We start from the raw sequence: 20,116 nt of genomic DNA on the forward strand, positions 1-20,116 counted from the left end.
CCATCTTATTGTTAGACTCTTTTTATTTTCTAAACAAAAAACAAAAAAGAAAATTGCTCCCCTCATCACATAAAGTAATAAGTAGGGAGCAATTTTCTTTTATATTTACACTTTAAAAGTATTATCGTCCTTTTTTAAAGAGCCCAAAAATGATTCTACATGGACGATAATGAAAAGTCAAGAACTACAGTTCTTCCTCTTCTTCTTCTTCAGTTTCATCATACTCAAGTTCTTCTTCAGCGAAGTCGTCGTCTTCATCTTCTTCTAAATCATCAAGATCGTCGTCATCTCCGTCTTCATCTTCAAGAACCTTGTCCAAATCTTCTACATCATCTTCGTCGTCTGCATTTCCGTCTGCATCGTCAAAGTCATCTTCATCTTCTTCAATGTAGTCGTCAAAACCGTCTTCCTCAACTTTACGTTTCTTCTTCGGTTTTGGCTGCGGTAAGATTTCTTCATCAATTTGCTCATATGGGTACCAGCTGCGTAGTCCCCAACGATTTTCTCCTAAATTAATGAAACGTCCATCGATGTTTAAGTCTGTATAAAATTGTGCGAGTTTCGCATTAACTTGCTCTTGAGATAGTCCCAGCACTTGAGCGATTTCTTGAACCAACTCGTTGAATGTCGTTGCTTGTCTTTTATCCCCTAAAACGCTATGTACAACTTCAATCATTGAACATTCTTTTAGCTCTTCTGGTGAATATTGCTTAAAATTCACTTATGCGGCACTTCCTTTCATCAAATATAACCTTATATATAACGGTCTGCCTAAAAAAATCCATACTATTCATTATAAACAAAAGTCGCACAAATATGCTACAAAAAAAAACGGGAAACTTTTATATGGTAATAAAATTAATAATTTGTCTGTCCCTTATTTCGGAAGCATATGGGCCCCTTGCAATACATACCTAATTTGCATTTCTGTATATTCTTCGAGCGTATACAGTTTTTGCAGCGCCCAGCGTCTAAATCCCCACATCTGTCCTTGTATAAAAATATTATGGGCAAGAAGCTGTATTTCTTTTTTATTTAATGTAAATGTTCCATTTTCCGTACACTGTTCTAAAATATTCTCGAACATTCCTACCATTTGAAACTCCTTTTCTAATACATACGGAAGTGATTCTTTTGGTAAAAAGCGTACCTCTTGATACATTATCAATACTTCTTCCTGCAATTCGTCCATCACTTTAAAGTAATTCGTTATTGCTATCTTTAAACTTTCTATACTCCCTTTTTCTGTACACACTACTTCCTCTAATCGTTCTTTTACATGTTCATATATACTATCACAAACTAAATACAACACATCATCTTTTGTACGAATGTACTCATAAAGTGTCCCTATACTAAATCCAGCCGCTTTTGCAATTTCTCTCGTTGTTGTACGCGGAAATCCTTTTTGTTTAAACAGTTGCACCGCACCTTTAATCATTTGTTCACGTCTTAACGCAACTAATTTTTCATCTTTCACCGATGCATGTACATTATGTTTAACCATTCCCTTCACCTCTCTCTATTATTTTTTGGAAGGAAAAAGCGTAGGAAAATACCTACGCTTTCGTCCCTACTTCGTTAACATACGAGAAATTACAAGCCTCTGAATCTCTTGTGTTCCTTCGTATATTTGTGTAATCTTTGCATCTCGCATATAACGCTCTACTGGATAATCTTTCGTATAACCGTAACCACCAAATACTTGCACCGCTTCAGTCGTCACCTTCATCGCTGTATCCCCTGCAAATACTTTTGACATCGCTGATTCTTTTCCATACGGAAGCCCTTCTGATTCAAGCCAAGCCGCTTGATATGTTAAAAGGCGTGCCGCTTCTACATCTGTTGCCATATCCGCAAGTTTAAAGCCAATCCCTTGCTGCGCCGCAATTGGTTTTCCAAATTGATGGCGCTCCCTTGCATATTCTACAGAAGCATCTAAAGCCCCTTGTGCAATACCAACAGCTTGCGCCGCAATACCGTTACGACCTCCATCTAATGTTTGCATCGCAACTTTAAATCCTTGCCCCTCTTCTCCAAGTAGATTCTCTACCGGAATACGGCAATCTTCAAACATAATTTCAGTCGTTGGTGAAGAGCGAATCCCTAGCTTGCTCTCCTTCTTCCCAACTGAAAATCCCGGTGTATCACTTTCTACAATAAATGCACTCGTACCGCGCTGCTTCGATTCAGGATCAGTTAGCGCAAAAACAACATAAATATCAGCAATACCGCCATTTGTAATGAAAATTTTTGATCCATTTAAAATATAATGGTCGCCATCTCTTTTTGCGATTGTCTTCATTCCACCAGCATCCGATCCAGATCCTGGCTCCGTTAAGCCGTATGCACCAATTTTCTTCCCTTCAGCCATCGGTCGTAAAAACTTTTGCTTTTGTTCTTCTGTCCCAAATTTAAAAATTGGCCATCCCGCAAGTGAAGTATGCGCAGATAGTGTTACACCTGTTGAAGCACAAACTCGAGATAATTCTTCAATCGCAATTACGTAAGCTAAGTAATCGCTTCCAATTCCGCCGTACTCTTCAGGCCATGGAATACCGGTTAAACCAAGCTCTGCCATTTGATCAAATAACTCTCGATCAAATCGCTCTTCCTCATCACGCTCAGCTGCTGTTGGTGCTACTTCATTTTTAGCAAAATCTCGAACCATTTTTCTTATCATTTCATGTTCTTCTGATAGTTTAAAATGCATCTCCGTCTCCCCCTCGCCCTTTTATAAAGCACGGCTAATAACAAGTTTCTGTATTTCACTTGTTCCTTCATATATTTGCGTGATCTTCGCATCACGGAAAAATCGTTCTACTGGATATTCTTTCGTATAACCGTAACCACCAAATACTTGCACCGCCTCAATCGCGACTTCAACCGCTGTCTTAGAAGCAAATAATTTCGCAATAGATGCTTCTTTACCGCATGGTAATCCTTGTGCCCTAAGAGACGCCGCTCTATATACGAGTAACCTTGCTGCTTCGACACTTGTTGCCATATCTGCAAGCTTGAAGCCAATCCCTTGCTGCGCCGCAATTGGTTTCCCAAATTGTTCTCGTTCTTTTGCATAATCAATCGCACATGCAAGCGCCGCTTCAGCAATTCCTAACGCCTGTGCACCGATTCCAATTCGCCCAACATCTAAATTCGCCATCGCCACCTTGAATCCTTGTCCTTCTTCCCCAAGTAAATTCTCCGCTGGCACTTTCATATCTTCAAAAGTAAGTTGTACTGTACGAGAACCGAGGAGCCCCATCTTATGTTCATCTTTTCCGATGATTAAACCAGGTGTATCTTTCTCTACTATAAATGCAGAAATACCACTTTTCCCTGCCTCTGGATTTGTAGAAGCGAATACAATGTATGTACTTGCTTCACCACCATTTGTAATAAACACTTTCGATCCATTAATAATATAATGATTGCCTTTTTTGACAGCTCTTGATTTCAAACTCCCTGCATCTGATCCTGCATTTGGCTCTGTTAAAGCAAATGCGCCTAAATATTCCCCGGTTGCAAGTTTAGAAACATATTTTTTCTTCTGTTCTTCTGTTCCGAAATATAAAATCGGATTCATTCCAACTGACGTATGTACAGCTAAAATTACACCAACTGTTGCACTTACCTTTGAGATTTCCTCAATGGCTAGAATATAAGAAATAAAATCCATTTCTGCCCCGCCGTATTTTGCAGGCGCTGGAATACCCATTAATCCAAGCTCACCCATCTTTTGCAAAATCTCTTTCGGGAACACCCCTTGTTCCATACTAGGAACAAAGGGAGCAATTTCCTTCTGTGCAAAATCCCGAACCATTTTCCTCATCATTTGCTGCTCTTCATTAAAACGAAAGTTCATATATTCCGCCTCCATTTGCTATATATCCTTTAAATAATTTGGTAAGACCACTATTTTGTAACAAAAGGGGCATTTATTCGTAAACGTAGAATCCACGACCTGTTTTACGCCCTAACCATCCTGCATTTACATACTTACGTAATAACGGACATGGGCGATATTTACTATCTCCTAATCCTTCATGCAACACTTCCATAATGTATAAACACGTATCTAAACCGATAAAATCAGCGAGTGTCAAAGGCCCCATCGGATGGTTCATACCAAGCTTCATGACCTCATCAATTGCTTCTTTCGTCGCTACACCTTCGTATAACGTATAAATTGCTTCGTTAATCATCGGTAGCAAAATGCGGTTTGATACAAAACCTGGGAAATCATTTACTTCAACTGGCACTTTCCCAATTTTTTTCGTAATATCTTCAATTGCTTCATATACTGCATCATCTGTAGCCAAACCACGAATAATCTCAACAAGCTTCATAACTGGAACTGGATTCATAAAGTGCATGCCGATTACTTTTTCCGGACGCTTCGTTACCGCTGCAATTTCTGTAATTGGCAGAGATGACGTATTTGTCGCTAAAATTGCGTGTTCTGGAGCAATTTCATCTAGATTCGCAAAGATTTTCTTTTTAATATCCATTTTCTCAACAGCTGCTTCAATAATAAGATCCGCTTCTTTCACACAATCTAAATCAAGCGTTACTGTAAGACGATTTAATGTCGCTTCCTTCTCTTCTTCCTTCATGCGTCCTTTTTCTACTTGGCGCGCTAAGTTTTTCGTAATGATAGCCAATCCTCTATCTAATTGCTCTTGTTTTAAATCTTGTACCTTCACGTCATATCCTGCCATTGCACATACTTGTGCAATTCCTGATCCCATTTGCCCTGCACCAATTACAACAATGTTTTGTACACCCATTTTTTCTTCCCCCTTAATTGTTAATAAATTTTATACCCTCGAACTTTAATTAGTGAACTTCAATCATCACTGCGTCCCCTTGACCGCCACCGCTACAAATCGATGCAATTCCAATTCCGCCGCCGCGCTGCTTAAGTGCATGGATTAGCGTAACGATAATGCGCGCTCCGCTTGCTCCAATTGGATGGCCCATCGCTACCGCGCCGCCATTTACATTCAATCTTTCTGGATCAATTCCTGCGATTTCTGTACTTGCAATTGCTACCGCTGCAAATGCTTCATTAATCTCGAATAAATCGATGTCTTCAATTGTCTTGCCTGTTTTTTCAAGCAATGCGTTAATTGCATAACCTGGCGTTCTTGGGAAATCTTTAGATTCCACTGCAATTGCTGTATGCGCCAAAATTGTCGCTAATGGCTTTCTTCCTTCTTGCTTCGCTCTGTCTTCGCTCATTAACACAAGTGCGGCACCACCATCGTTTAGTCCTGGCGCATTACCAGCTGTCACTGCCGCTGTCTTATCAAATACAGGTTTTAACTTTGCTAACTTTTCAATCGTTGTATCTTCACGTGGCGCCTCATCCTTTGCAACAACAATAGGATCGCCTTTTCTTTGCGGGATCGTTACTGGTACGATTTCCTCTTCAAAACGTCCTTCTTTATGCGCTGAAACCGCACGCTGATGGCTACGATATGCCCATTCATCTTGCGCTTCGCGAGAAATTCCATCTTCCTTCGCAACTTCTCCGCCATAAACACCCATGTGTGTACCTGAAAATGCGCATGTTAAACCGTCAGCAACGTTTAAATCAATAACTTCGTTGTTGCCCATTCTGTATCCCCATCTTGCTCCGCGTAAAATGTAAGGAGTGTTACTCATCGACTCCATACCGCCAGCTACAATCAGTGATTGATCGCCAGTACGAATAATTTGATCCGCTAACGTAACCGCACGAAGTCCTGATGCACAAACTTTATTCACTGTTTCCGTCTGCACTTCCCAAGGGATTCCAGCAGCCCTTGCAGCTTGACGCGATGGAATTTGCCCCTGTCCCCCCTGAATAACCGTTCCAAATATAACTTCTTCAACATCACTAGCCGCAACATTTGCTCTTTCAAGCGCTGCTTTAATTGCAATTCCTCCAAGTTCCGTCGCTTTTACATCTTTTAAAGATCCTCCAAATTTTCCAACTGGTGTTCTTGCAGCACTTAAAATAACTGTTTTACTCATGTTTCTTTCCCCCATTTCTTTTTTTAACACTGAGCGCTCGCTCGGTATCCCTACGTTGAGAAGAGGTGCAATCATTGCACCTCTTTCTAAAGTTGTATACATTCTTATAAACTACATCGCTTCTTTTTTCTGTCCGATAACAGATCGTTCTAAAATCTCTGTCACATCAAGAGTTTGAACTTTCTCTTCTACCTCTTTCGCTTTCGTTCCATCACTGATCATCGTTAAGCAATATGGACAACCTGTACCGATAATGGATGGCTGTACAGCTAATGCTTGTTCTGTACGAGCAACGTTAATACGAGAACCTGTTGTTTCTTCCATCCACATTAAGCCACCACCTGCGCCACAGCACATTCCAGTTTCACGGTTACGTGCCATTTCTACAAGATTCACTCCAGGAATCGCTTTCAAAATGTCACGTGGCGCTTCGTACACTTCGTTGTATCTTCCTAAATAACAGGAATCATGGTACGTAACTGTTTCTTCAATAGCGTGAACAGGCTTTAAGCGCCCTTCTTTCACCCACTGAGCTAACAATTCTGTATGATGATAGACTTCTGCTTGCAAGCCAAAGTCCGGATACTCATTTTTAAATGTGTTATAAGCATGAGGATCAATCGTAACGATTTTCTTCACTCCTACCTTTTCAAATTCTTCGATATTCTTTGTCGCCATCTCTTGGAATACAAATTCATTTCCAAGGCGGCGTGGTGTATCTCCAGAATTCTTTTCTTTATTACCGAGAATTGCGAATGAAATGCCTGCTTCGTTCATTAACTTCGCAAACGATATCGCAATCTTCTGACTACGATTGTCGTATGATCCCATTGAACCAACCCAGAATAAATACTCGAATTCCTCCCCAGCTTTTGATTTTTCTTTTACAGTTGGAACTGTTACTTCGTCATCACCTTGGCGCCATGTTTCACGCTCTTTACGGTTCAGACCCCACGGATTCCCTTGACGCTCGATATTTGTCATCGCGCGTTGTGCTTCCGCGTCCATTTTTCCTTCTGTTAAAACGAGATATCGACGTAAATCAATAATTTTGTCAACATGCTCATTCATAACTGGACATTGATCTTCACAGTTACGACACGTTGTACATGCCCAAATCTCTTCTTCTGTAATAACATCTCCGATTAAACTCGGATCGTAAGCGAGAGTTGTAGCCGCTGATTCTTGTTGTCCTTTTCCAGCTGCCATCATCGCTAACTGATTTCCTTGTGTATTATTAAAGGCAACTACTGGAACCCACGGTGCTTTTGATGTTACCGCAGCTCCTTTATCAGTTAAATGATCACGAAGTTTTAAAATTAAGTCCATCGGCGATAACATTTTTCCTGTTCCTGTTGCCGGACACATATTTGTACAACGACCACACTCTACACAAGCGTATAAGTCAATAAGTTGATTTTGTCTAAAGTCTTCAATTTTACCAACACCAAATGTTTCTTGCGTTTCATCTTCAAAATCAATCTTTTCAAGCTTCCCTGGGTTTGAAAGACGACCGAAGAATACATTAGCTGGTCCCGCAATTAAATGCGCATGTTTTGATTGTGGAACATAGACTAAAAACGTTAACAAAATTAGTAAATGCACCCACCAAGAAAAATAGAACACTGAAATGGCTACGGTTTCATTTATCCCGCTAAAAACGTAAGCGATTGCAGAAGCGATTGGTTCACTCCATGAAAGCTCCTCGCCATGCCATATAAGTCCCATACCGTTACCAAGTAGCACAGAAATCATTAAGCCACCGATAAAGATAAGAACAAGACCTGATTTGAAGTTACGTTTTAAACGAACAAGCTTTTCTACATAACGTCTATGAAAAGCCCAAAATACTGCAATTAAAATAACAAGTGTGACAATTTCCTGGAAGAATGTAAATGCAGGGTATAGTGGTCCAAGTGGAAGATGTGATCCTGGTGCGAGTCCTTTCCAAACGAAGTCAATTGCTCCAAATTGGACAAGAATAAATCCGTAAAAGAACATAACGTGAATGATGCCGCTTTTCTTATCTTTCAGCAGCTTTTTCTGACCGAAAACATTGACCTTAAGGAGATCCCAACGCTCTTTAAAACGACGGTCAAATTCAATTTTTTTTCCTAATTGTATGTAGGCCATTCTCGTCCGTATAAGATATACAAACAAATATCCTGCATAAGCAATAACAGCAATGGCAGCCAGCCAATTAATGATCAGTAAGCTATTCATTTTTATGCTACCCCTCTCTTTGTAAGCCCTCTTTCTTTTTTTGAATCTTCAAAAATATATAATTTTCTGAATTATATCCCCTATCCCCATTATATAATGAGTGAGCATTCAGTCAACAGTTTTTTGTTATAGAACAACACATTTTTTCATAAAGCTGTTTATTTCGGTGAAACTATAAAGTGAAACTTTAATCAGTAGGGGTGGTTCATCCCCCACTGATTATTAGTTGAACCAATCGGGATTTTACGGGCAGTTGATTTCCAAACTAACTTCTACTTATTCATCAGTTTTTGAGGTGAGAAGCTTACTGCCCGTTAAAGCGGGGTAAAGTGAAACTTTAATCAGCGCAACATACTATCATCTGATGAAATTTATAATAACAGCCGTGCTACCCGTATCATTTGTAACACACTGAAGGTGAAAAGAATGCGAAGGAGGGAATTCACTGATGCTCTACTTATCTCTTTTGTTAATATCCGTTGCTCTTTGGATTACAATTGATCTTTCATACGGGAGATTTCTTCATTTAAAACGGGTAAGCTCTCGCACTTTCCCTTTACGTCAAAGTGATTTTCACCTTTATACATACGGGAAAGATTTGTATGACGCTTTATTTACTGATATAAAACAAGCACAGCACCACATTCATATTTTATTCTTCATTGTAAAAAACGATAAAATCAGTCGTGAATTTTTAAATTTGCTGATTGATAAGGCTCAGGAAGGAATTGAAGTACGACTTTTACTTGATCGATTTGGCAGCCATTCTTTATCAAACGAAGCTATTCGCTCCCTCCGAAAACATGGTGTATCTTTTTCATTTTGTCATAAGGTAAAATTTCCTCTGCTTTTCTTTTCTGCCAATCAAAGAAACCATAGAAAAATTACAGTGATTGATGGGAAAATTGGCTATATCGGGGGATTTAATATCGGCGAAGAGTATCTGGGGCATAATGAATATTTAGGATTATGGCGAGACTATCATTTACGTCTTACAGGAGAAGGGGTTCAAGATTTACAAAAGCAATTTTTGCATGACTGGTTTGATGATACGAAACAGAATTTATTGGATGCTTCTCTTTATTTTCCAAAACAAAACCTAGGTACCATACTGCATCAGTTTATTCCGACTGATGGTGCTTATTTACAGCATACTTTTTTACATTTAATTAACGGCGCAAAAAAAGAAATCTGTATCGGTACACCATATTTCATTCCTGGAAAAAAAATTATGAATGCCTTATTAAAAGCAAGAGAAAGAGGGGTTCAAATCACAATTCTTGTTCCAGAAAAAGCTGATCACCCTCTCGTTCGAGAAGCAAAATTCCCGTACTGCCGAAAATTAATACAGGCTGGTTGCAATATTTATGCATTTCAACAAGGTTTTTTTCACGCCAAAATTATTATAGTGGATGATGATATTTGTGATATTGGAACAGCAAACTTTGATATGAGAAGTTTATATATTAACCATGAAATAAACTGCCTGTTATATAGTAAACATTTCGTTCAAACAGTAAAAAATAAATTCCATGAAGACCTAAAGAATGCATCCATACTTTCCTATAGCGATGTAAACCCAACTTCTCTTATCGATAGAGGAAAGGAATGGATTGGAACAATGCTTGCTTTCTTTTTATAGGAAAGACAATGAATAAAAGAGGTGTATCTTATATGATTATGCGGTTTGGATATGTCTCACATGCAATGGCACTCTGGGACTGTTCTCCTGCCAAAACAATGACGTTTACAAGCTTTAAGAAACTCAGCAAGCAAGAGCGAGAAGACAAACTGTACCATGTTATAAGGCAAAATTTAGAGCACACAATACGTATCCTACATTACAATATAGCGCATGAAATCCCACTATATCGCCTATCGTCTTCAATCGTCCCACTTGCAACACATCCCGAAGTCGAGTTTGACTATATTGGGGTATTCACACCACTTTGGCGTAAAATAGGAGCTTTAATTAAAGAACACAATTTACGAATAAGTTTTCATCCAAATCAATTTACGCTATTTACAAGCGACAAGCCACATATTACTACTAACGCTATTACGGATATGACTTATCATTATAAAGTATTAGATGCTATAGGCATTGCAGATTCCTCTTACATTAATATTCATGTAGGTGGAGCCTATGGAAATAAAGAAAAGGCAATCGAGCGCTTCCATGAAAACATAAAAAAACTTCCTGCACATATAAAAAAACAAATGACTCTTGAAAACGATGATAAAACATATACAACTTCTGAAACTTTATCAATTTGCCAAAAAGAAAATATCCCATTTGTATTTGATTATCATCATCATATGGCCAATCTTTGCGAGGAACCACTAGAAGAGTTGCTTCCTGCAATTTTTGAAACTTGGTCACATACAAATATCTCTCCTAAAGTTCACATTTCCTCTCCGAGATCGGAAAAAGAATTTAGGGCTCATGCTGAATATATCGATTTAGAGTTTATCAAGCCCTTCTTACACGTTGCAAAAAAAAACAATCATAATTTCGATATTATGATTGAAAGTAAACAAAAAGACTTAGCACTATTCCAATTAATAGATGAACTTTCTGCTATAAGAGGAATTAAAAGAATAAGTGGTGCAAAGTTACAGTGGTAAATTGTAACTTTGCACCATTTTTTCAAAAAAGTAATTTTTATAGTAAAAAACATCCTATTTTATATGCTATTATTTAAATTAGCATTCCCCCGAGATTCAACTTTATTGAAACGGAGTCATAATATGATTAGTCAAAAAAAGTATGTACAATTTGTCATAATATACATATCTATATTTGCTCTTTGGATACTCTTTATTCCAAATGAGTCGCATATAAAGGAAATTGGGATTCTTTTCTTATTCTGTTTCGCTGCACTTTTTTCTTGCCACTGTTTATATAAAGCTATTAAGAAAATGAAACGCAGTGATAAACTATTTTGGATTTTATTACTATGTACTTGCCTATGTGGATTAGTTATGGAGATAACCCTATTTCTTAGTTCACTTTCCATACATGATCAATCTATATTTTCATATAAAGCATTGCCTTTTTTTATCATACAATATATTTTGCTCTTTGTTGGATTTGCTATAAAGTTTATAAAGAATTACTCTATTAAGGGGCTTTCGCAATTTTCATTCGATAGCATCTTTATTATTATTATGAACATTTATTTCACCTTAACTTTTATCTTAGATCTTTCAAGTTTCCGCATGTTAACAAAGGATACTTGGATTTTAATTGGGTATTTCATTGCACAATCATTAGTAATTTACGCCGTTATTAGCCTATATAGAAGAGAACAATATTCTTCTAGTAGAATCGCATTAATTATTGGTTTCACTATTATACTCGTATACGGTTATATTCATCTATTTCAATTGAATTTTGGGATGAAAACTTCTGCTGAAATTAATTATTTAATACACACTGCTTCTATTTTATTAATTGGACTTTCTTCCATACTATATATTTTAGATAAACCAATGCAGCATGAAACGAAAGCAAAATATTATCGATTCGATTATGTACGTTTTATACTACCTTATTTTAGTATAATTATTACTTTTTCTTTTATTATCATTCAACCTTGGGATGATAAGTTCATGTTAATCGGTCTCGTATTATCACTTATTTTGTTATTCTTGCGGCAACTTTACATGTGGAAAGATAATCAAGCACTAATCCATACATATGAACAGTTGACTACACAACTAGAGGATGAAGTTGAAGAAGGTGCATTTGCATTATCAAAAAGTGAACAACGTTATAAATCTTTATTCGAGGACCATCCCGATGCCGTTTTCTCTTTAAATATGAATGGCATTTTTCAACAATCTAATAAGGCATGCGAAAGCTTATTTACTGCCTATTATTGCGAAGTGGCAAGCTATTCTCTGGTACACTTCATTGATTCAAAAGACCACGAACTACTAAAGAAGGCTTTACAAATTACAAAGGAAGGTAGGCCACAAACGTTAGAAGTTCGTACAAAAGAACAAGAAGGCTATTATTATTATCTCCATATTACACTTATCCCTACTTTTATAAACAAAGAAGTGGTCGGAATGTTTGGGATAGCTCGTGATATCACCACTTTATATGAAAAACAAAAACAAGTAGAACATTTAGCCTTTCACGACGCACTTACTGGATTACCAAATCGCCGAAAGTTCGAAAAAGATTTAAAAGCCACTTTAAATACAGCTCAAACTAACGCCAATGATGTCGCCGTCATATTTCTTGATTTAGATCGATTTAAAAAAATTAACGATAGACTTGGTCATGACGTCGGAGATTTATTATTAATTGAAGTAGCAAAAAGATTACGCGGTTGCTTGCGTTCAAAAGATGTCGTCGCTCGCCAAGGTGGAGATGAGTTTACAATTCTATTACCAGAAATGTACTCAGAAAAAAGTGCAATTTTTATAGCTGAACAGATTTTAACTATTTTAAACAAACCATTCTTCATTCAAGGCGAAGAACTCTCTATTACACCAAGTATCGGAATTGCGATGTACCCTGATTATGGAACTGATGTAAATGAGTTAATGAAAAATGCTGATATGGCTATGTACCGTGCGAAAGCAAATGGAAAAAACAGATTTGTTTTCTTCTCAAAAGAAATGAGTATCGCTCAAAATGAAATTCAATTCTTAGAAGGTGAACTTTCAAAAGCATTACAACAAAATGAATTTTTCCTTGAATACCAGCCACAAGTAAGCACAAAAACAAAACAAATTATCGGTTTTGAAGCATTAATACGTTGGAAGCATCCAAAACTCGGTATCGTATCTCCGGCCCAATTTATCCCCCTAGCAGAGGAAACTGGTTTTATTATTGAACTTGGTAATTGGATTTTACGTACTGCCTGTTTAGAGGCAAAAAGATGGCATAATCAAGGTTTTTCTCACTTAAAAGTTGGTGTGAATTTATCTGTTGTTCAATTTAACCATGCAGATTTAATCCCAACTATTTCAAAGGTGTTGGAAGAAACAGAACTGAAACCAGAAGCACTAGATATTGAAATTACGGAAAGCATCGCAATTAATCAAAATCAATCTGTAGTTGCAAAACTAGAACAACTTCAAAATCTCGGTATTCAAATTTCAATCGATGACTTTGGAACTGGTTATAGTTCTTTAGCTTATTTAACAAAATATCCAATCAACACATTAAAAATTGCTCGAGAGTTTATTTGTGGAATTACAACTAGTCCTTTAGAAGAAGCAATTGTCTCTTCCATTATTACACTATCAAAAGAATTAAATTTAGAAGTGATTGCAGAAGGTGTAGAAACAGAAGAAGAATGGGAATTTTTACATAAACAAAATTGTGATCACATTCAAGGATTCTTTATTAGCAAACCTGTTTCTAGTAAAGACGTTTGGATGTTACTCCATAAAAAAACAACCGTCTAAATAAGGCGGTTGTTTTTTAAAACTCAAAAGGTAAATCTGCAGCTACTTGTACCTCTTGATCATTATGAGAAATTATTTGACTTTTCTCTAATGCTGTATCACCTAATGAAATACCCCATGCCATTGCTAACGTTAATAAACTACCAATAAGTAATTTCTTCATATTCCATCACCCACATTTTTTACTTTTAATATATCATGAAAATTTATTCACATTGTATGCAATTATGCATATCCACTTTTTAGGTTGTTTATCTGCTGATTTTATTTACAAGCGCTTCTTTATATGCATGCATTTCTAATATATCAAAAAAGAAACTTGCCTTCTTATATGCATCTTCAATCTCTGCCTCTTCATACTCCAACTTCCTTAGGCATTCACCTCTTTGATAATATAGCTGTCCAATTAATGCCATACTATTAATTCGGCATGATATTTCAATCGCTTTATTTACTTGATAAAGTGATTCTTCATATCGATTATCTAAGTATAATGCTTTTGCATGATTATACCTTACCTTTACGTCAAATTCTTCATTATCATGCAATGCCTCTAATTGTTTTAATATTTGTTCAAATAAATCAATACCCTTCTTCAAATAGCCATTTTCAGCATAAATGTTTGCAATTGCGTTTTCAATATAAAGATTCTGATATACATCTATTCCTGTCAATTGTTGATTGAGCAATTTCTTTAATTCTAAAATACAATATTCGTAATCGACTTTTTTCAATACGTAAGCAGCTACATAATATTGCCATTGAAGAAATTGCTGGAATTCAGGATGATATTCTTCCTTTTTCAGCTCATTCCATACTTTATTATAAATTTCTTTATATCTTTTTTGCTTACAAAGCATAATGACTTGATCTTTAAACTGTTTTTTTCTTTCAATATCCGAATAAATGAGTACCTCATAAAAATGAATAATGGGAATTTGTAATTTTGCTGCAATACCTTGCAATATATCCATACTTGGGTATACTGCACCCGATTCAATTCTGCTTACTTCCGATTGATGACATATGTTCTCGGATAACTGTTTTTGTGTTAATCCTCTCAACACTCTAATTTTCTTAATTTCACTTCCTAATTTCTCTGCTTGCATACTTACTCACCATCCCATTATAACAATCTAATTTTTTAAGTTGTCATACCACTACAATAATGTGAATTCGACAATTTTTGATATGAAATAATGCATAATATATATAAAATTCGGCAAATTTTTCATACAATTCATCTCACATATAATAATAGATTAGGAGTGTTATAGATGAATTATAGAAAACTTGCCAGTGCTTTCGTTACATTCGGTCTTCTTTATCCTTTATCAACAGAAGCTATTCATGCTCAAAAATTGGACAAAAGTGAAGTAAAAGTTGAAATCGCTCAGCCTGGTTTAACAATCGGGAAATTAACACAACCTCAAAATGATACGAAAGAAAATATTGCTAAAAAATATTTAAAAGGTGAGGTAAATGGGGCTAAAGCTCAACAAGAACAAGTCACTACTGAAAAAAATGTAGATTTCCAACCTACAAATAAAGAAACCAAAGAAAATCAAACCGAAGTTCGCCTTGCACAAACATATAAAAACTATAAAGTATATGGCCAAGATCTCATTGTAAAAGTAGATAAAAATGGAGTGATCACAACTGTTAGTGGTAAAGTTGTTCAAAATTTAAATCAACAACCTAATCTTACTATAACAAATTTTTTGTCGAAAAATGAAGTGAAATCTAAATTACGCGATATAGTTCAAATTCCAAGTGATGCAGCTGAGACGGAATTCTCTAGCGAAACCGTTGTTTATAAGAAAAAAGATGGCTATTATACATTCGCAACTGTTATTACATTTACTTATGAAAACAATGAACAAATTATAAACGGCAATGCTATCGTTGATCTAAAAACTGGCGAAGTACTTTTCCAAGAAAAATTCATAAAAAACAAAGAGAACAAGACTATAAATCAAATAACATCACCTAGATTATCCCCTGCAAGTGAGCAAGGAACTGGGAAAAATGCACTTCAAGAAAACATCTCTTTCAATATTGCCAAAGGAACTGATGGAAAATTTTATTTAGCCGATTTATCACGCGGAAATGGTATTTATATTTATAATGCAAACTACGCCGATTCCCTCGGGGGATATAGTCAAGCTGGTTATCCAGGGACACTAATTTCAAGTAGTACTCCTAATTTTGCAGATAAAGAAGCCGCGGGCGCTATGAAGAACATGAGTGATATTTATGATTACTTTAAGAAAGAACATAATCTAAAAAGTTACGACAATAAAGATTCAAAAGTTGTTGCTAGTGTACACGGTTTTGATTCTACTGAAGTTAGTGATGGTTTAAAAGAAGACTATGTAAATGCATTTTGGCATCCTGCTTGGAACCAAATGGTATTTGGTGATGGTTTAGACGGAAAACTAACATCAGCTCTTGATGTAACAGCTCATGAATTTGGACATGCTGTATTCAGTGGCACGACGAAAAATAAAGTCGTGAGATATCCAAGCGCTGAAACATCTGCACTAAACGAGGGATTAGCAGATTTCTGGGGTACACAAATCGAATATTACGTAAAGAAAGATAAAGGAAACTGGATTATGGGCGATACATTAGGTGGCCTAACAATTCGTGATATCCCAAGGGAAATTGGTGACGGCGGCCATAAACTATATACAAATTTACAAGATTTCTATAACGATGGTAATAATCAAGAATCACACGTAAATTCTGGTATTATTAGTCACGTATTATATCAATTAGCTGAAGGTAAAACATATAACGGTGTTGCTGTTCAAAAACAAGGTAATGAAAAAGTAAGTAAAGTTGTTATGCGTGCATTGCAAAATTACGCAACTTCCGCTGAAGACTTTGAATCACTTCAATCTCACATCGTACAAGCTGCAAAAGATCTATATGGCACTGCCGTATCAAATGAATTTGCAAAGGCATTTGAAGCACATGGTTACAAGTCATTACAAAAAGTAAATCAAGTAATAGAAGTAAAATAAGTATAAAAAGAAGGTCACCTCTCATAGGTAACCTTCTTTTTACATCCAACCCTTTTCTTCCGCAATTGTAATTGCCTCAATTCTATTTTTCGCGTCGAGCTTCGTTAATACTTCAGAAATATAATTACGTACTGTACCCGGTGAAAGATAAAGTGCCTTCGCAATTTCGTTTGCCGTCTTTCCTTCTTTCGCAAGCAACAATACTTCCTTTTCGCGATCTGACAACGGATTTTGCTCCTGCCATAGGCCGAACATTAAATCTTGGGAGATCTCTCGCTTTCCCTTCATTACATTACGAATTGCTGCCGCTAAATCTTCACTTGGGCTATCCTTTAATAAATAACCGTGCACACCAGCTTTCATTGCCCTTTCAAAATATCCTGGCCTTGCAAATGTTGTTAAAATCATTACTTTACATAATGATTTTTCTTTCTTTAACGCTTCAGCAACATCTAATCCACTTTGAATCGGCATTTCAATATCCATAATACTTACATCCGGTTTTAACGATTTAATTAATTTTAGCGCCTCTTCCCCGTTTGCCGCTTGCCCAATTACTTCGATATCATCTTCTAGATCAAGTAGGGCCCCTAATGCACCACGAAGCATCCGTTGATCTTCTGCAAGAATAATTCGAATCATGCCCTCACCTCATCTTTTCCTGTTCTAATTACAACTGGAACTTTTACTGTTAACAACGTCCCTGGATTGATTGTACCTAGTTCAACAAATCCATCAATAAGAGCAATTCGTTCTTTCATGCCGCGGATACCATTTCCATCATGATTTTGATCTGTTAAACCGATTCCGTTATCTTTTACTTTCAAAATCAGCTCACCTTGCGATTCTAATACAGAAACTGTGCACCGCGTTGCCTTGCTATGTTTTACAACATTCGTAACAGCCTCACGTAAACACATCCCGACAATATTTTGTTCAATTGGTGATAACGAACTCGAGCTGGCTTCTTGCCTCACTTCTAATTCAATATTAGCTGCTTGTAAGATCGCTTTTATTTGCTCTAGCTCTTCTTCTACCGTAATCATACGCATATCAGAAATTAATTCTCTCAGCTGTTTTAAGGCTGTACGAGACGTTTGTGTAATTTCCTTCGCTTCCACACTTGCACGCTCCGGATTTTTCACAATTAACTTCTCTACAAGCTGGCTTTTCAAAGTAATAAGAGATAACGTATGTCCTAATGTGTCATGAAGATCTCTTGCAATCCGCTGCCGTTCTTCACGTTTTACTAAGTCTTTAATTTGCTCGTTTGCTTCATTCAGTTGGTTCTTTAACATCTTTTTCTGATTAAAATTGCGCATACCAAATGGCGTAAGAAGCATTAAAATAAACATCGGAACGATATTTACTAAACTTGTAGTTGTTAGTTGATTCATATTTACAAATAAAAATGCTCCAAGCATGATAACTAACGAACATAACAGCACTCGAAATACTTTCTTATTTGGCGCAAATCCCATCGCACTTGCTGTGAAAAAGCCAAAAAATATCATAAAAGGATTATAAAATAAAGCAAATAAAAAGATGAGTACCATTTGAATACACGCCCAAAAAACAAACGTCCTCTGAACAAAATAAAGCTGACGGTATGTGACGATAAAAATTATCAACATACCGCTTCCTATTACAAGCTTCCATCCTGATGCCTGCGCTAAGTGATAAATTGGAAATAATAGATAAACAAACCACATATACGGGAAGAATCCCATATGTTTCGGAAAAATCTCAATCCTCTTCTTCTCTATCATTTATACCGCTTCCTGTCTTTTTCTTATATATATTGATACTACAACAAATATAAGGAAATAACCTCCTAATACCGCGATATTTTCCCATCCAATTGATTTTCCAGCTACAATATCCCACGCACCACTTCCGAAATGGTATGTCGGTGTCCATTCACCAATCGTTCTTAATATTTTGGGGAATACTTCAATCGGCATCCATAACCCGCCAACTATAGCTAAACTCATATTTAAGATATTTGCTAAGCCAGCAGCTGCGTCCGCCTTCTTAATGGAACCTATTACTGTTCCTAATGCTAAAAATGGTGTTACCCCTAACAATAACCATAACCCCGCACCAATCCATTGCTCTACTGTTAACTCAACATGATTAATCAATATCCCTGCTATAAAAATAACTAAGATTGAAAAAGCATTCACCACTGTTTGGGCAATAATTTTAGCAGTTATATACGCACCCTCTGGAAGTGGTGTGATTTTCAAAAGATGTGTCCATCCTTGCCCTCTTTCCTGAGAAAGTCTCACACCGAAACTAAAGAGTGCAGTCCCTACAATACTGAAAGTTGCCATCGAAATTAAATAGTGTGCTTTCCACGCATCTCCGTTTTGTGGTACTTGAACAACATTTGTGAAAATGTAGTAAAACATAACAGGCATTAATAATGAGAAAAAGATAAATAATTTATTGCGAAATGTACGTAAAATTTCTATTTTACACTGCATCCATAACGCTCTCATGCGATTTCCCCCTTCTGATTTGCGACGAACTGTTCAAATGCTTCATCAAGGCTTCCACGTTCAACTGAAACATCTGTTACAGGTAAACTCCTTTGATAAATGGCTTTTAAAGTTGCATCCGTATCCTCTGTTGTTAAAATGAAGCGTCCTTCGTTTGACTTAACTTCTGTTACATTTGGTAATTCCTTTAGTAATTTTGTAGGAATGCTTTCCTTCGAGTAAAATGTGATTGTTTTTCGCGAAATCGTCGCTTTCATTTCGTCTGGTGTACCATCTGCGATAATCTTTCCGTTCGCAAATAATAAGATACGATTTGCTAAAGCATCTGCTTCTTCTAAATAATGCGTCGTTAAAATAATTGTTTTCCCTTCACTTGCTAACTTTCGAATCGTTTCCCAAAACATTCTTCGAGACGTAATATCCATTCCGACTGTCGGCTCATCTAAAAATAACAAATCTGGATTTCCCGCAAGTGCAAGCGCAAAATTCAACCTTCTTTTTTGCCCACCTGATAACTTCTCACATCTTTGCTTTCGCTCCGATTCTAAATTTGATAGCTGTAATAACGTTGCTTTCTCTACCGGATTCGTATAATAACTACGGAACAACTCAATTGCCTCTTCGACTGTAATACTATCAATGACACTTACTTCTTGCAGCATCGCACCGAGGCTATTACGAACATCTCTATGCTTTGGACTCTTTCCAAATATAAAGACCTTACCTTCTGTTGGGTCCTTTAATCCAAGCATCATCGACATCGTCGTTGTTTTCCCCGCACCATTCGGACCAAGTAACGCTACTATTTCCCCTTTATTTACATGAAATGAAACATTATTTACTGCGTTTTTATGTTTAAATGTTTTAGAAACACCATTTACTTCAATAATCTTTTCCATCTCTCCACCC

At 36.6% G+C, this 20,116-nt stretch carries 17 protein-coding genes; 4 read left to right on the top strand and 13 right to left on the bottom strand.

Annotation, left to right across the window (positions count from 1 at the left end; genetic code table 11):
- Positions 1-184 precede the first annotated feature (184 nt).
- From rpoE to BM089_RS24035, 7 genes are all read right to left on the bottom strand, one after another.
- Positions 185-721, bottom strand: coding sequence for a DNA-directed RNA polymerase subunit delta (gene rpoE, locus BM089_RS24005; RefSeq protein WP_075717888.1), 537 nt, complete (start codon positions 719-721; stop codon positions 185-187).
- Positions 722-877: 156 nt separating this feature from the next.
- Positions 878-1,507: a TetR/AcrR family transcriptional regulator gene (locus tag BM089_RS24010; protein ID WP_000238599.1), complete on the bottom strand. Its 630-nt coding sequence runs from the start codon at positions 1,505-1,507 to the stop codon at positions 878-880.
- Positions 1,508-1,573: 66 nt separating this feature from the next.
- On the bottom strand, positions 1,574-2,713 hold the full coding sequence (acdA, locus tag BM089_RS24015) for an acyl-CoA dehydrogenase AcdA (RefSeq protein WP_000545543.1): 1,140 nt from the start codon (positions 2,711-2,713) through the stop codon (positions 1,574-1,576).
- 21 nt (positions 2,714-2,734) lie between these two features.
- On the bottom strand, positions 2,735-3,865 hold the full coding sequence (locus tag BM089_RS24020) for an acyl-CoA dehydrogenase (RefSeq protein WP_090978285.1): 1,131 nt from the start codon (positions 3,863-3,865) through the stop codon (positions 2,735-2,737).
- Between the two features lie 73 nt (positions 3,866-3,938).
- On the bottom strand, positions 3,939-4,790 hold the full coding sequence (locus BM089_RS24025) for a 3-hydroxybutyryl-CoA dehydrogenase (RefSeq protein ID WP_000538874.1): 852 nt from the start codon (positions 4,788-4,790) through the stop codon (positions 3,939-3,941).
- A gap of 49 nt (positions 4,791-4,839) precedes the next feature.
- Complete coding sequence (locus BM089_RS24030; RefSeq protein ID WP_139213326.1) at positions 4,840-6,123, bottom strand: acetyl-CoA C-acetyltransferase; 1,284 nt, start codon at positions 6,121-6,123, stop codon at positions 4,840-4,842.
- A gap of 9 nt (positions 6,124-6,132) precedes the next feature.
- Positions 6,133-8,244, bottom strand: a complete 2,112-nt coding sequence (locus BM089_RS24035; RefSeq protein WP_090978287.1) for a (Fe-S)-binding protein — start codon at positions 8,242-8,244, stop codon at positions 6,133-6,135.
- 448 nt (positions 8,245-8,692) lie between these two features.
- Here BM089_RS24035 and cls point away from each other — a divergent pair, with 448 nt between their 5' ends.
- From cls to BM089_RS24050, 3 genes are all read left to right on the top strand, one after another.
- A complete protein-coding gene (cls, locus tag BM089_RS24040) occupies positions 8,693-9,886 on the top strand; it encodes a cardiolipin synthase (protein WP_090978289.1) in 1,194 nt (397 codons plus the stop codon).
- Positions 9,887-9,918: 32 nt separating this feature from the next.
- A complete protein-coding gene (gene uvsE / locus BM089_RS24045; protein WP_100910598.1) occupies positions 9,919-10,872 on the top strand; it encodes a UV DNA damage repair endonuclease UvsE in 954 nt (317 codons plus the stop codon).
- Between the two features lie 123 nt (positions 10,873-10,995).
- Positions 10,996-13,674, top strand: a complete 2,679-nt coding sequence (locus BM089_RS24050) for a DUF4084 domain-containing protein (RefSeq protein ID WP_090978291.1) — start codon at positions 10,996-10,998, stop codon at positions 13,672-13,674.
- 16 nt (positions 13,675-13,690) lie between these two features.
- On the opposite strand, the gene BM089_RS24055 is transcribed toward BM089_RS24050, so the two are convergent.
- Both BM089_RS24055 and BM089_RS24060 read right to left on the bottom strand, forming a co-directional pair.
- On the bottom strand, positions 13,691-13,837 hold the full coding sequence (locus BM089_RS24055) for a quorum-sensing peptide PapR (protein ID WP_016079631.1): 147 nt from the start codon (positions 13,835-13,837) through the stop codon (positions 13,691-13,693).
- A gap of 88 nt (positions 13,838-13,925) precedes the next feature.
- Entirely contained in the window at positions 13,926-14,783 is an 858-nt protein-coding gene (locus BM089_RS24060; protein WP_090978293.1) for a helix-turn-helix domain-containing protein, read from the bottom strand.
- A gap of 168 nt (positions 14,784-14,951) precedes the next feature.
- Here BM089_RS24060 and BM089_RS24065 point away from each other — a divergent pair, with 168 nt between their 5' ends.
- Positions 14,952-16,703, top strand: a complete 1,752-nt coding sequence (locus BM089_RS24065) for a M4 family metallopeptidase (protein WP_090978295.1) — start codon at positions 14,952-14,954, stop codon at positions 16,701-16,703.
- A gap of 39 nt (positions 16,704-16,742) precedes the next feature.
- On the opposite strand, the gene BM089_RS24070 is transcribed toward BM089_RS24065, so the two are convergent.
- Genes BM089_RS24070 through BM089_RS24085 form a run of 4 tightly spaced genes read right to left on the bottom strand, consistent with a single transcriptional unit; the run spans position 16,743 to position 20,106 of the window.
- On the bottom strand, positions 16,743-17,345 hold the full coding sequence (locus tag BM089_RS24070; RefSeq protein WP_090978297.1) for a response regulator transcription factor: 603 nt from the start codon (positions 17,343-17,345) through the stop codon (positions 16,743-16,745).
- The gene (locus BM089_RS24075; protein WP_090978299.1) at positions 17,342-18,472 is read right to left on the bottom strand and encodes a sensor histidine kinase; all 1,131 of its coding nucleotides are present in this window, start codon (positions 18,470-18,472) and stop codon (positions 17,342-17,344) included. The genes BM089_RS24070 and BM089_RS24075 overlap by 4 nt, the downstream gene beginning before the upstream one ends.
- The gene (locus BM089_RS24080; protein ID WP_090978301.1) at positions 18,473-19,207 is read right to left on the bottom strand and encodes an ABC transporter permease; all 735 of its coding nucleotides are present in this window, start codon (positions 19,205-19,207) and stop codon (positions 18,473-18,475) included.
- Complete coding sequence (locus BM089_RS24085; RefSeq protein ID WP_090978303.1) at positions 19,204-20,106, bottom strand: ABC transporter ATP-binding protein; 903 nt, start codon at positions 20,104-20,106, stop codon at positions 19,204-19,206. The genes BM089_RS24080 and BM089_RS24085 overlap by 4 nt, the downstream gene beginning before the upstream one ends.
- Between the last annotated feature and the right edge of the window lie 10 nt (positions 20,107-20,116).

The organism is Bacillus sp. 5mfcol3.1, from assembly GCF_900114335.1.
GTDB lineage: Bacteria > Bacillota > Bacilli > Bacillales > Bacillaceae_G > Bacillus_A > Bacillus_A thuringiensis_S.